The 13,791-nt window shown below is 59.6% G+C and carries 13 protein-coding genes; 3 read left to right on the forward strand and 10 right to left on the reverse strand.

What is annotated here, in order from left to right; all coding sequences use genetic code 11:
* Window positions 1–257: 257 nt before the first annotated feature.
* The 9 genes from ACIQLI_RS06490 to ACIQLI_RS06530 all read right to left on the reverse strand — a co-directional run bounded on the left by ACIQLI_RS06490 (window position 258) and on the right by ACIQLI_RS06530 (window position 9,404).
* The gene (locus ACIQLI_RS06490; protein ID WP_400386314.1) at window positions 258–539 is read right to left on the reverse strand and encodes a hypothetical protein; all 282 of its coding nucleotides are present in this window, start codon (window positions 537–539) and stop codon (window positions 258–260) included.
* A gap of 100 nt (window positions 540–639) precedes the next feature.
* Complete coding sequence (locus ACIQLI_RS06495) at window positions 640–1,146, reverse strand: single-stranded DNA-binding protein (RefSeq protein ID WP_400386317.1); 507 nt, start codon at window positions 1,144–1,146, stop codon at window positions 640–642.
* A 52-nt stretch (window positions 1,147–1,198) separates the two neighbouring features.
* Window positions 1,199–2,356, reverse strand: a complete 1,158-nt coding sequence (locus ACIQLI_RS06500) for an ArdC-like ssDNA-binding domain-containing protein (RefSeq protein WP_400386320.1) — start codon at window positions 2,354–2,356, stop codon at window positions 1,199–1,201.
* 84 nt (window positions 2,357–2,440) lie between these two features.
* Complete coding sequence (locus tag ACIQLI_RS06505; protein WP_400386323.1) at window positions 2,441–2,941, reverse strand: hypothetical protein; 501 nt, start codon at window positions 2,939–2,941, stop codon at window positions 2,441–2,443.
* Complete coding sequence (locus tag ACIQLI_RS06510; RefSeq protein WP_400386326.1) at window positions 2,938–4,710, reverse strand: type IV secretory system conjugative DNA transfer family protein; 1,773 nt, start codon at window positions 4,708–4,710, stop codon at window positions 2,938–2,940. Before ACIQLI_RS06510 ends, ACIQLI_RS06505 begins: the two co-directional genes overlap by 4 nt.
* A 26-nt stretch (window positions 4,711–4,736) precedes the next feature.
* Window positions 4,737–5,471 carry a hypothetical protein gene (locus tag ACIQLI_RS06515; RefSeq protein WP_400386329.1) on the reverse strand — a complete coding sequence of 245 codons (735 nt, stop codon included), beginning with the start codon at window positions 5,469–5,471 and terminating at the stop codon, window positions 4,737–4,739.
* Between the two features lie 722 nt (window positions 5,472–6,193).
* On the reverse strand, window positions 6,194–7,684 hold the full coding sequence (locus ACIQLI_RS06520) for an SCO6880 family protein (protein ID WP_400386331.1): 1,491 nt from the start codon (window positions 7,682–7,684) through the stop codon (window positions 6,194–6,196).
* Window positions 7,677–9,092 carry a type IV secretion system protein gene (locus tag ACIQLI_RS06525; protein ID WP_400386334.1) on the reverse strand — a complete coding sequence of 472 codons (1,416 nt, stop codon included), beginning with the start codon at window positions 9,090–9,092 and terminating at the stop codon, window positions 7,677–7,679. The genes ACIQLI_RS06520 and ACIQLI_RS06525 overlap by 8 nt, the downstream gene beginning before the upstream one ends.
* Before the next feature lie 12 nt (window positions 9,093–9,104).
* Window positions 9,105–9,404, reverse strand: a complete 300-nt coding sequence (locus ACIQLI_RS06530; RefSeq protein ID WP_050684098.1) for a hypothetical protein — start codon at window positions 9,402–9,404, stop codon at window positions 9,105–9,107.
* A 366-nt stretch (window positions 9,405–9,770) separates the two neighbouring features.
* On the opposite strand from ACIQLI_RS06530, the gene ACIQLI_RS06535 reads away from it, so the two are divergent.
* From ACIQLI_RS06535 to ACIQLI_RS06545, 3 genes are all read left to right on the forward strand, one after another.
* Window positions 9,771–10,574: a hypothetical protein gene (locus tag ACIQLI_RS06535; protein WP_400386337.1), complete on the forward strand. Its 804-nt coding sequence runs from the start codon at window positions 9,771–9,773 to the stop codon at window positions 10,572–10,574.
* Between the two features lie 186 nt (window positions 10,575–10,760).
* Entirely contained in the window at window positions 10,761–11,702 is a 942-nt protein-coding gene (locus tag ACIQLI_RS06540; RefSeq protein WP_400386340.1) for a hypothetical protein, read from the forward strand.
* 54 nt (window positions 11,703–11,756) lie between these two features.
* Entirely contained in the window at window positions 11,757–12,332 is a 576-nt protein-coding gene (locus tag ACIQLI_RS06545; protein ID WP_400386343.1) for a hypothetical protein, read from the forward strand.
* A gap of 111 nt (window positions 12,333–12,443) precedes the next feature.
* Here ACIQLI_RS06545 and ACIQLI_RS06550 read toward each other — a convergent pair whose 3' ends face one another.
* Window positions 12,444–12,971 (reverse strand): C40 family peptidase, encoded by a 528-nt coding sequence (locus ACIQLI_RS06550; RefSeq protein ID WP_400386346.1) that lies wholly within the window; start codon window positions 12,969–12,971, stop codon window positions 12,444–12,446.
* Between the last annotated feature and the right edge of the window lie 820 nt (window positions 12,972–13,791).

Raw genomic sequence — 13,791 nt, forward strand, 5'->3', positions numbered from 1 at the left:
CAGGTGGAATCGCTTCGACTACATCCAACCAGCATGGATCGAAGCACTTTCGGAGCCCATCTGGCCTGGTTCCGTTCTCCTGATACGGCCAGATCCAGCGCAGGTTCAACCGGGAGCTCCGTGGCCAGAGACTTACCGGATCAGTGGCGACAATGTCCTGGCTTGTGCACCGCTCGCCTAGTTGTCGCGATCGCCAACCGCCGCGGTTCAAATCAAGTCGTATAGCGGGCCTATGTCCAGAAGCCGTTACCAAGAGCCTACAGCGGGCGCCCCCTCCACGATTCCTGGTCCACGCGTCTAACTTGCCCAGCCGGGAGCCATTCAACGTGATAGACCCGGCCGTCGTCCACCCACTCGACAAGCCCAAAGGTCCTCGTGTATTTGATCGCCCGACCATAGATCTCCCCAACGCGAACCAGTGGCTGGCTCCCAGGCTCGAGCTCGATGATCTTGCCGTCGTCAGGCTTTGGGTGGCTATTGTCTGCGTCAATCTGCGCCATCATCCGGGCGAAAGCGGTGGAGTCTTGCTTCGGTCTCATACCAACAAGATTAGAACATATATTCGAACGCGGATCCTGAGTACAAATAGGAGCCCACGTCTCAACAATCGAGACGTGGGCCAAAAACCGCGAAAACCGATCAGACCGTCATGTCATTCACCCGGGCTCCGCCTAAAGGGGACGCCACCACCGGCCCCTTCGTCGTCACGTTGTAAGCGGGCCAGCCAGTCGCCGTCGTCGCTTGTGGCCCTGCAGCCTCCATAGCGGCTTCGGGCTCGGCGACCGCTCGGGCCGAGCGTTGATACGTCGCAGTGCCAAAGCGAAGGTCCGGCCCAATGGTCTCGGCTATTATCCGCCGAGCTTCACGTCGTTCCCCGTCCTTATCGTACGACCGGAACTCAAGCTCTCCCGACACCGTCACAGGGTCACCCTTCTTCAGAGAAGTAGAAGCGTTCTCCGCGAGCATCCGGAAAGCAGACACGTTGTGAAAGACCGGTTCGCCATCTCGCCACGTCCCATCTGGGTTCTGAATCCGCTGGTTCACAGCAACACGGAGTTTCGCGTGCGGAGTTCCAGATTCCCCGATGGTCAGTTCGGGATCTGCGACCAGGTTCCCCGCGATAGTGATGGGGATCTTTGTATTCATGATGGGTTACCTTCCTTAGTCGACGGGCCTCTCCCGACGGACATCTGCGCGTTCAGGGACCTGCAATCTCCGGACCGTTCGATGTCGCGTTGGGTCCAGGAACGCCGGCATAGCTCGGACTCGTCACGACGGAACGGTCAGCACTGGCGGCCGCGAACTTCCCTCCGGACCCAGGAGGATTCGAGATCGCCAGGATCCCCTTGGTCGCTGCAGTCACCCGTCCCAGTACCGACTTGGCAATGTCGACGCGCGACGTCGGCATCCAACCTTCTGAGGAGTCGTGCTTCAAGTCCTTTTCCGCACGGATCACAGCGTCTGCCCACCCAGCGAGATAGGACGCTGACTGCGGTCCACGATCGATGCCGTGGGCCCGCAGGACGGTATAGGCAACTGATTCAGCCTCTACTTCCGCCAGGCCACGATGGTTCGCGCTGCTTCCATACAGTCGCCCCAGACGGTCATCCGGTCCGTGCAAAAGGACGTGACCGAGTTCGTGGGCCAGAACCGCAACCCGCTCCTCGTCGTTCATCCAGGCACCAACTTGAATTCGGCGGGCGTCAAAGTCGGTATAGCCACTGGTGTAGCCGTGTTGAAATCCCGACACCTCTACCCGGAAGCTGTGTTCCTTCGCAACCTCACGCAGGGAACTCCACAGATCACCCACGTCCGTCCCACCGTGAGCATCCGCGCGAGGCACCAGCAGCGGCGTGCCCTCCGTTTGAGTAACGTCAAAGACAGCCTGCCCGCGCCAACCTGTGATCACGTTCTTCTTGCCTCTGCTGACAGCGTCATCAGGTGCAGCCTGATTCGTTGGTAGGAGCTTGCGCTGTCCGTCCGGCAAAATCATTTCCTGCATCGAGGCCGTCCGGGGCGCGATCACCCAAAGCGCATGTTCTCCCCGCAGGACTGTTCGCCCATGCCGGGCCCACTCTTTGTAGCCGGCTACCAGAGTAGGCTCTTGGGTGCCGCGCTGTGCCATCTGCATCATCAGCAGGGCGACGTTACCTCCTGAGTACCGCCACAGGGTTGCGGAGGCGTCAAGCAGAACCTGCCAGCGCATGGGCGAATCAATGGCTTCCTCAAGTGCTGTGTGAAGTCCCCTGGTCAGGTCGGCTATGCGCTCCTCAGGTGACAGGCGAACGTTCGACGGCGGCGCGGCGGCTTCTTCAACCCCGCTTGCGTCAGCATTCAGTTCAGATTCAGAGGCCACGACAGCCATCCTTCGTGCTTCTAGACGGCCCCAAGTAGGGATCACCTATTCATGTCGAGCAAACGAAGCAACGTCATGACGGGGTCAGCTTCGAGTCTGATGGGTGCCCAGCTTCCAGTCCTCGAAGTCCGGCTCGGCTGGCACGATCCTCATGACCGGTTCCTTGTGACTCTGCAACCCGACGCACCCGGCGGTCCGAGTATGGGATCGGAGACGTTCGACGCCGTGGGGCAGCCTCTCGTGGAACGCCAGCGGACCGAATCCCGAGTCATCTGACGTGAAGGACGCCGCTTCCGCCCGGTGAAGCGCATACAACTCGGCCACAATCTCCGAGTGCCGCCACCAACAGTCCGGCACCACCGACGTCGTCAGCTGATACGTGGCCACAAACCAGCGAACCCAGTCAAAGAGGCTCTGCCATGCCACCTCCGCCTGCGCCGATGGCATGTCCCGCCAACGATGGGTCACACCGACGCTGCGCGGCGACGGCTGGAACGAGGAACGGAACAGTTCCGCCGTGAGTTCGTCATCCAAGTCAGATACGCGCCCCACCTCGAAGTCAGAATCGTCCGCCTGGGTGCTCATGAGTCAGGCTCTCTGTTCGCTTCCTGCCGACTCAGGTGGCCAGCGGCCAGCTCTCGCTCGGTCTCCAGCTTCGACCGACCCAGCTCAGCGGCGTCCTTCCGCCGATGCCAGTCACGCAAGTCCAAGAGAATCGGACGAGTTCGTCGGCCGAGCATGAGCGCCGTACCAACAGGAAGGCGCCGGATCTCGTCCAGACGGATCACCGGACTCTCCCTGATCTGTTCGCCGTCCTGACGGCCCTGAGACGACCAGGAACGAGTGTTCAGAATGAGGCTCCGTTCCCCCAGCAGACCCGCCAGCGAGCGCAGGTCACGTTCATCCGAACCTCCGCCGAAGATCACCTTGATGATCGCAGAATCCCAAATGGTGGCCGCTTCCTCAATCGACCATCCGCTCCGCGCCTGCGAAAGGGACTGCAGAATCACGAGCGTTGAGATGCCGATACCACCACCATCAGATAGCACCACAGGCAGACCCGGCCACGGCGACAGGTTCGCTATCTCGTCGAGGATTAGTGAAAGCGGCGGATCGAGTCGGCCTCCGGGTGCGACGAAGGCCAGCTCACGCGCAGCATTGTCGATGTCGTCAATCAGAGCCGAGAGATAGGGGCCGGCCGCTGCAGCTCCTGAGCGGGTGCCAATAAGGTACAGAGTCCCCCGTTGCCTGATGAAGCTCTTTGGATCGAACTCTTGAGCTTCGTCCTGTGGGTTCAGTGCAGCCAACACTCTCGGAGATGAAAGCGGGGCCACGGCTGCTGAGACCCCGATCCAGGAGTTGGACGTGTTTCGTGGGTCATCTTCCAAGATCCCCATCAGATCGGCTTGCCACCCCAAAGCCGCACCCGGACGCCCCAGAATATCCAGCGCCTCTCTGGCCAACACCGGACTGGACGACCATCTGCGAAATGCAGCTATTCCCTCCCCTGACAGCGCTGCCGCATGGAGCAGGCACTGGAGCACGATCAGCGAGCGCTTTTGCCATGCAGCATTCTCGCCCTTCATCTCTGTATCTGCGGTGATCACAAGTGCCCGTCGGGTGGCGATATCCGGGTCACCGCAACCACGTACCGGCGACCAGCGCAGCGTCGTTGGCAGACCCGACATGCCCTGAGGATCAAAGACTGTAACCGGCCGCCCATCAGACATCCGCGCTCGCATCGTGACCACCAGGTTGTCAGCTCGCGTTGATGTGGTGACAACAGCACCGGGCGCATCGAGAATGGCGTTGATGACCACGTATAGCCCCTTGCCGGAGCGAGGAGCCCCTTGAATAACCATCGACTCTTCGGTGGAAACATGGATAGTCACCCCGCGGGAGCGCCCAAGTGTCCACGAAACATCGTGAATGCTCGGCTTGCTGAGGCCCGGGCGAGTGTATTGCCCACGCTTGCGAACCGCTCTGGCTCCGAAGTCCCGAAGTATCTCTGCCCGGCCAGCCACGCCATCCCTGCCCAGGATGTCCTGCCGTAGCCACGCGCCGGACTGTTTCCAGGTTCTCAACGCCAGCGCCGACCCGGCTGCGAGCGCCGCAAGCAACGTGAGGACGACTCCCACAATCCACCAGACTGCCACCATGTCTAAGGTGCAATTGCGGGAAGCACCAACAATCCAGTCCTGGCGGCCCGCAAACAGCCCGGCGCCTGCACCGGGGTTGAAGAACGACGGCGTCCTGCCGCCACAGTGCCCCGTGCCAGCAAGGTGGGCAGCTGCCTGGACCAACAGGCAGAAAGCCATGTAACCGGTCAAAGCCCAGAGTCCCACTGAAACCATGGGACTGCTGCTACTCGATCTCGCCCTCACAGGTGCATCCGGTCATCGGTGCCAAACACGTCCAGCTCGTCCGTGGTCACTCTGTTGGCAACGATGAATGAACGGTTCCCAACCTTCCAAAGCCCTACGCCCTTCGGAAGGTTCTCGACGTGCTCGCACTCAGCTTCGGTGAGACCCAGGGCTTCCTTGGTCAGGCGCATGGCGTCATGCTTCTGGCGATAGATGATGCGCGTGTCCGCTTCTGTCAGCAGCCCCAGGGCTTTCTGACGGTGGCCGCTTGTGCTGTCGCCGATCTCATTGAGGTCAGCCACCTTGTGCATGATGAGGAGGTTCGCGATCCCGTAGGTGCGAGCAAGCCGCCATTGCTCGCTCATCTTGGCCAACATGTAGGGATCGGCGAGCATCCGCCAACCTTCGTCGTACACCACAAGCCGCTTGCCGCCGTCGGGGTTTGTCACTGCCGCCTCAAGCCACGTGGCACTGCAGGCTGCGGCTAGCGACAACGCCTGTTCGGATGCGCCGATGAGCGCGGAGGTGTCCATGACCATCATTGGCGCGTCGGCGTCGAAGGCCACCGTGGACGGCGCATCGAACATACCTTCCAAGTCGCCGGATACCGTGCGCCGCAGCGAGTGACTGACCGATGCGCCGCCGTCTTTACCGACAAGCGCGAGCGTTTCTGCGGAAGGACTCAAGAGGTGGTCCAGCACCATAGGAAGGGTCGGCGTCGAGTTTTCCGCGGTGGTTTCCATGAGGGCCATGTCGAGGGCAGTGTGCTCAACGGGATGCAACGGTGTGCCCTGACGCATGAGAGACACTAAGGCCACTATCAGTTGCCGTCGCCTCTGCCGGACGACAGCCTTCCATTGCGTGTCCGAAAGTGAACTAGGCCGAGGGCCAGCATCTAGAGGATTCACACGTGCAGTGCGCCCTGGGCCAACGGAAATAACCTTCCCACCCACCGCATTAGCCACTGCCACCCATTCGCCCTTGGGATCCGACGCGACCGCGGCTTTCCGCCCCAACGTGATGGAGCGGGCAACCAGCGACTTCCCACACATGGACTTCCCCGTGCCCACCGTTCCAATCACGACGATCGACGGTCCGCTGATGATTCCCTTGTCGTACAGGATCCACGGATCATAGGAAAAGGCGCCCGAACCAAAGACGTCAGTTCCTATGTACGTTCCCTCGTGGCCAAGTCCTGACTCCGTGATGAAGGGGTAGGCCGCCGCGAAGGTCATTGTCGAGGCGCGGTGAGGTGCCGGCCGCAGTCGATGCGGTCCCCATAGTGACTGCCGTTCCCTGCTCCCCCAATCACCGACAAGGCGCTCGCGTTCACCGCGCCGTTCCAAGGCTTCATCGATCCGCTGTCCGAGTTTGCGCTTAGGTTGCAATGACTCAGCGGTTGTCGCCTTCCTGAGACTCTTGCGTTCTGCGCGAGTGCCCGACGGCGTATAGGTCACCTCTTGGTTCTTCAGGCTCATCGCAATCCCCTTCCCAACGGCAGTCCACCCGCGATGAAGGCTGCCCACTGCTGCCCTGCCAGCAATCGAAGCTCGACGAACGCGCCGGCTGCTGCGGACTCGAGTTCGTGACGGTGTCGGGCGAGGTCCTCCAGGGACGCTGCGGTAATCGTCACGAAGGCCGTCGGACGTACATCGCCATGCCCGGCAACGATCTCTTCTTCGCGTTGTGAGACTTCTTCTTCCTCGGCTCGCTGCTCCCGCGTGGTGGGTCGGTCGAACCTGGCATTGATCCTGCGGCGGGTTTCGTGAGCCTCCTGGGCCGATCGGATGTCTCGCAGCGCCTCTAAGGTGGGAACAGCACGGATAACCTGCGTGACCGTGTGCCGGAAGTCGCCGACATAAACCAGCGGGTGCAGGAATCCGGGATACACCTTTTGCCTCGGCCACTCTGCGATCCAGAAAGTCTGATGGAACCCGGAGTCAGTACGGAGATAAGTCCAGTGCTCCTCGAGGGCCATTGGGCTTGAACTCAGTCGCCGCTTCCGCGCGGGCTGGGCATCCTGCGGCTCGTTGTCTTGCTTCACCGACCCTCGGGAGACCATCTCAGGATCAAAGGAACCCCTAAACACTTCAAGTAGCCGGGACTCCGAAAGCCACTCGTCCACCCGTACTCCATGACTTGCCAGGGATGTAGTGATTGCCTGTACCTCCAAGCGCAGAACGCGCTCGAGCCCGCCGATGCCTCCGCCCGATTCCTTGATGCGCCTCCTCGACTTGGCCGTATCCACGACAACGGACAACAAGACGTCGTGACTCATGGCGGCTCCAGCAGCGGCTATCAAATCCTGATATGCCAACTCACCCCACGAATTGCCACGAGGATGGCCGCCATTTTGCACGATGGTGTGGTCATAGAAATCCTGAAGGGCGGACGACGGATACGGAACCGTGTAGTCCTGCACGGCGATTCTTGCTATGTCTGAGCGTTGCGCGAGTCCAGCCTGCACACGTGACCAAGCCTGGGCCGCCCACGCTTTGTCATCGTCGTCGAGGAGAGCGAATGATCTGGTGGTACATCGCAAGACCACCGTTGCTTCTTTGCCTTGATGGTCGACGATAAAGCACTCTCCACGGCTGGTCATCTGTAGTTTCAGGCTGCCGAGTCCACCTGGCAGCGCAAGCTTCCCCGCTTTGAGTGCCTTCTCGGGGCGGGCGAGGTAACGGGTCTGCCCCAGGATCAGTCGAACGAAGAACAGGGTGATGAGGCTGACCCAGATGGGATAAGGGATTCGAGCGTGTTGGAGCACTCCCATGAGCATGAGCAGCAGCCAAATGGGACTCATCGTCGTCAGTCCGACCGGGCCTCCCGTCGCAGAGGCAATAATCGCCGTCAGGATGCCGAGGCCTAGCAACACGAGCTGGTACCACTTCAGCCCCATGAAGATGCCGCGGCGCTCGTATCGGGGAAATTTGACGGCCTCAAGGGCGCGGGAATCGTCAGTCATGGGGTTTCTCCGGTGGGAAGTGCCCCTCAGACGCCTTGGGCCTGATGGGCGGCAATTGGGATGTGGGCAGTGCGCTGCCGGGACTACGCACTTCGGGCTGCCGAGAGGTTCTAGGGCGGTTTGCCTTTGGCGGTCCGGCGGCCGACTCCCGGCCCATCGGCGAAGGTCTCACAGATGAAGCTTGCTTGTTCTGCTCGGTGACGACCTCTCCACTCACGACGTCGTCCTGCCTTGGGTCGCCTCCGCGGGCAGAGTTTGCTCCGTACGATGCCGAAGCATTTGCACCTGAGGTGAGTACCGGCGTCGTGCTTGTCAGGCTGCGCGGCAGGGGCACTGAAGGTGGCAGGACACGGGTGGGGATGTCTCTGCGACTTGAGGGAATTGGTCGAGCCAATGACGATCTGCCCAACGTTGATGCAATCGTCATGCCACCGAGTTGTCGGCTGAACTGCCTAGAGACAACGCTGCTGCTGCGAGCAAGAACGTGGCCACCGCCAGCCGTTTGAGCCGCTGCTGCGAGTTCGCCACCCGCAAAGCTCACCAGCCTCAGCGCCATCAATGGCGCCCCGCAGGCAAGAACCATACCGACAGTGCCAGCCGCTAACCCGGCAAAAGACGTCGAGTCCGCAAATAGCTTGATCGCCGCCGCAAGAACCGTCGCTGCCAGAGGTTTCGCCAGCAAGAGCGCGACGACGACTTCGCACCACCGTCCGGCCCAGGCCTTTGACTTCTCCCAGGGCATCATCATGAGGGCGACCGGTGCGACAGCCGCGAGGACGGCGAGGGCGAACGTCCTGAAGATCATCGAGCACATGAGGATGAACGCCAGTATCCAGACGACGATGACTGCCATTACGGTCACTATCGCGCCGCCGACGGCTCCGCCTTGATTGCCCGGCGCAAGGGAGATGACGTTCCATTCGCGCTCGGACCCTGCTGGAGCGCGTTCAAAGCCGAAGAGTCGCATAAAGACGACATACGGATCCGTCCCGATGGACTCCAAGAGAGCAGCCGAAGCAGAGTCAGTCACTCGGGTGAGTTGCTGGACAAGGTAAACCGCCGCGGCAACCAAAGGCACAGCTGCAGCTCCCCCAACCAGTGCTCTGATCAGCCGGCGAGGTTGCTGGCTGATCAGCCCGGAGAGGAGTTGAAGGATCATCACAACCACCAGCGGAGTCATCATCACGATGACCCACCAGTTGGTCAGTCCGCCGATGGCGGCCCACTGCGAATCGTCGACCTCGGAAACACTGAAGGCCCCGGTGATGAACCCCCACATCCACGAGGCGATGTTCTGAAGGACGTTGGCGAAGATTGAAGTTATGGAACCTTGGACGCCGTCGTTGGCTTGGGAAACCAGTCCGCAGCCCGGCGGCCACCAACCGTTGAGGTCACACTCGATAGGCATGATCGCGAGCGGCTAAAAGCCCAACGGAAAGGCCGTCTGGGACCACAGGATGTAGCCGTTGATACCGCCGAGGATTGCCGCGACCGGGCCGGTCCACAGCAGGATCACCCCGCCGCCTGAGGCAAGGCGGGACGATTGGCTCAACTTGCCGGCCAACAGCATCGCGGCTCCGATGATCGCCACGATCGCGATGACGATGAAGGCGCCGACCAGGATGCCGCCGCCTATTTGCTTGAGTGACTCAAGAAAAGGAAAGTTCGCGTTTGGTGTGATCCCAGGATCCACCGCTGCCAGTACCATCTGGTGCTCCATCCAGTCGTCTTCCTATGGAATGAGCTGCTTGGGCTCACGACTTCATGGGTGTGGAGGGAGGCAACGACATGACCAAGAGCTGTAACAGGAGGTTCGGACTCGGACACCCTTGTGTCGAACCAATTCCTTAATCACAGGTCAAGACCCACTCGACGATGCGGGCACACAGGCGCCAGCATTCTTAGCGCCGAGTAGAAGCAACCGACGCAATCGGGCTGGTTCCCGGTAGCCTCAGCGATCGCACCCAGCGCCAGGTCACTAACTAACGGCGGTGTCCCACCGGCCCCATCTCGTACGGATCGACTACCGACATGGCACATAGTGGCGGCCATAGAAGTCAAAACCGGAAGTCTGTACCTTAGTGGGGTGAATATTCCTGAGTTCTTGTCCGAGTTTGCACCTGGCGACGTACCCGTTATTGCCCACAACAGCAAACCAATGGAACATCCCCCACTCAATGACGCCCTCTCGGCCCTCCCGATAGAAAAGCGGATGGAGGAGGCCTACGCACTCATACTTGAAGCGGTCTACAGCTACTACTTTGCCAAGGCATTAGATGCTGATCTCGCCCGCTTAGCTCTAGAACGACCCGGGCCGCTCGCCTCGGGGCTGCGAGAGGTGCGTGCGAGCACAGTTAAGAACGCTGTTATGGCCATCGCAAAAACCATAGATGAGGCGACCGGTCGTACAAAGTCGCTGCCTCTTGCACTCAGGGCCATGCAGAAAAGTATCGAGGAATCGCCTGAAAACCCACACACAAGCGAGACCCATGCCACCATTCACCTCATCGATCACATATGGCAGTTGACGAACCCGGACCGGGCAAAGTCCCTTCTCTATGTTCGACATGTTCGGAACAAATGGTCCGGACACGCTTCGTGGGATGCCGACGAAGATCATTGGCCTACCGGGGACAGCACGCTGAACTTTCCCCTTCTTGAGGACGGGCTTGTCCGGATGGTCAATGCCTTCGACGAGTTCGGAGTACTGCTTAGCATGAGTAGTTACCTTCAAACTCTTGAGAAAACAGCCCAGCATTCAACGGGGAATTCGGCCGGGGGCACATCAGGACGAATTTCCATCTCATGGCAAGCGGCCGTCCCCATGGCTCACACGATGCGAGATGTCGCCCAAGAGGGCGCGCGGCAATTCCTCGTAGAGCTTCGTTAGATGATGCCGCTCACCTCGGCCAGGTGCCGTACTCCATGCGGACGGATGCGAGACCTCGGTCGACCGCTGTCCCCAGTTTCGTCACTAAGCAGTGCAGAGACGTTATCTTGCACCTGATGTGCTTCAATTAATGTCAGCTCCCACCGGTGGAGAAGATTAGGGTGTTTTTGGCAGATGGGGGCATTAGTGGCCGACAAAGTAAAGCCGGTGAAGCAGCGGGAACGCACTATCGCTTTTTATGAGGTTGTGACCGTAGGAGAAAAGGGAGTCACGGCTCGGACGAAGCAAGCCTCTTGGTCTGAATATCTCGGGAAACTCGAAGGAACCAAACTCGGTGAGCGGGTCTTCAACGGAACTAACCGCACCCTCATTGGCGAAGTGATCTCTCATAACGGTGAAATGCACCTCAAACTAATGCGTGTGCGCGATGAGAGTGCATGGGTTGGCATTTACCATGCGGATGTAGAATCAGTCGACGATCTCGACATGGATAACTCGGCTCTCTTGGAAACTTCAATCATCTCGTTTTTGCCTTTCGGAAACGTTGTGGGCATGATCCAGGGCTCCCCGTCAGCGCCGACGCCAGGAGCCCTCGCAGAGTGGCTCAACGGGATAGAACTCTTGGCCAGTGAGGTCGACGTGCTCGCGTTGATGTCCGGCGAAAGCAGCCGAAAGCTCCGTCAGGCATCCGAAACGGCACGTATCGAGACGCGAATCCACACGAATAAGGCGGATGCCCTCGAAGCTCACGGCTCTAAGCTGTCCGGGCTTCTCCGTTCCATTCGACAAGAGTACGGCCCAATGACTGTTACCGTCATCCTGCAAGCTTCCCGGGCAAAGGCCCAGTCTGAAGGACGACAAACACTTCGACGTGAGGCAGAGGTGCTACTGGAGGCCGCCGACAGCAAGGACGTGCAAAGCGCCAAAGCAAAATTGATCTACCTCGACGCTGACGAAGAGGCCACGACCGAAGAAGTGAACTTTGTGAAGCATAAGGTCACGGCCAAACGTAAGATCGCCACCCTATCCGAAGATGGAAGCCCTATAAGAAACAGATCAGCCATAGACGCCATCCTCGCTGTGGCCGCCGAACACGACGATGAGTTGCGCCGCATCGTTGGCAGCTAGTGATCTTGTCAGAGAGTCGCCATAGACTGACGACGACAATCTGAGGGGGCCGGTATGAAGGCAAGACTAGTTGCAGCCAAGGACTACTGGATCGATCACCTGTGGCTGGACATACTGCTGTCCTGCTTCGTGGTTGGAGTCCATGTCATGCTCACAATTAGCGCATCAGGCTATGACTTCATGTCGTACGCCTCACGTGACGAACGCCGTGCCCTCTACTCATCGACAGCGGTTGTCGTATCCCTTTTGGGTGCATTCAGTGGCGTAGCTATCGCACAGGCTTCATCCGGCAAGGGCGAACGCGTCACGACGCTCAAGAAGCACGGCGCGAAGTCTCTAGCCAACAATTGGCGCTCAATCTATCTATCTGCCATATTTGCTGCCGCCATGGCATTAACGTGCCTTGCAGTCGACCTCGAAGGCGGTGGGATCGCTGCCTGGCTGCCGATCTTTGCCAGATGGATATTTGAATACTCTTTGGTACTCTGCGGCGTAAAGTTCCTACGCCTGATTTCCATATTCCATCCGATAATCGAGTCGGCTGCGTTGGACGACGCCGAAAAAAGTGACGAAAAAGCCCCTGCCGTTGAACTGCACGCCAAGTGGGGAAAGCTTCCAAAAACCGGCTGAGTGCGCCCCTAAGCCGATGTGGTGTCCCGGTTTCAGACCTTCGCTCGGCGTGACGGCGCCTTTTATATTTTCGCGGTCCCGACCGTCGGGGTTGGTTGTGAACCCGAAGGTCTAATTCAGAAGATCAACGTAAGCAGTCCCCGAGTTCCAGTCGATTGGATGCAGCAGTGTCCCAGCGGACGGGTTTAGTGCGCTGTACATCATGCCATCACCCGCGTAGATGCCGACATGTCCCCAGTTGTAGGGACCCTGCGGGTTTTGAACAACAAGATCCCCGATTTGAGGATGATCAGTCATTGTCCCAACCCTCCATTGCTCCACGCGCGGCAGTTCAACTCCAGCTTGCCGGTAAATCCATTGAACGAAGCCCGAGCAGTCCCATGCCTTGAAAGCTGTGCCACCCCAGACATAGGCACCACCCACGCCCATTTGTGTGAAACGCAGAACATCCTGTCGGATTTGTGGCAAGCCTTCAGCGGAAACCGGGTCCGGCCGGCTGCTCTCCCCAACGCTGCACGTCGGAGCCGTGGTGACACCTTGAAGCAGCTCAACGATGGCTGTCGCCTGTGGTTCCCATCGAGCATAGAGCTCTGGAAACGCTGAAATTTGGACTGCTTGGGCAGCCTGCCCTTTGCTCATGGCAGACCAACCTGGCACGTCCAGCAAACCCCGAGGACTACCCTGATTCGGTCCCGACGGCCCTCCGTAGAATGCCCGTGCGTTGTAAGAAATATCCATCAGCTCTGCAACGGTTCCCCATCCCGCCGCTGGCCGCTGCTGTGCCGAACCTACTGAGTCGTGGTCACTCCCAACCCCGTCATGAGGAAACTGAAATGACGCAGGGACATTCGCGTTGGCGAGCATCCGGAGGGTCGACTCCTGGAGAGACATCATAATTGCGATCACCATCGCCTCCCGAGGAACGCCAAGTTGCTTCCCGACGGAAATGTACCCCTGCGCCACAGCAATCTGCCCTGCGGAGAGTCCAAGGGCTTGACCATTCGTCCGAGATCCACTGTTCTCGAGGACGCTTTGTGTGACAGCGCCGCTGCTCGGCACACACCCGACAAGCGATTCCGGCTTGTCGCCTGCCAGGGCTAGAGCGACGGCGCTGACAACAACACCAACGGAAAGCACGATGACGAGAACGACGGCGGATGCAGCCCGTACGAGCGTTCGGCGCCTGACTATGGCCATCGCCAAAGCTGGATGCGGCATCAGTAGACAATCCGGCTAGTCGAGGCATAGAAGCCGACCATCTGGCATCGATCAGGCGGGGCGGTAGCTGCTGGCGGACAATTAGCCATCACACTGACCGGCGCGGTGTATGAATTGCTGCTACTGACTGTCTGGTCAACGACCTTGAGTCGAACCGTGCAGACATGAAGCCCCACCCACGGAGCCGGGCGTTCGCGAACTTTCACGAGGTCGTTGTCGCATGCCATGGATTCGAACGTTG

Source organism: Paenarthrobacter sp. NPDC091669, assembly GCF_044756725.1.
Lineage (GTDB): Bacteria > Actinomycetota > Actinomycetes > Actinomycetales > Micrococcaceae > Arthrobacter > Arthrobacter bambusae_C.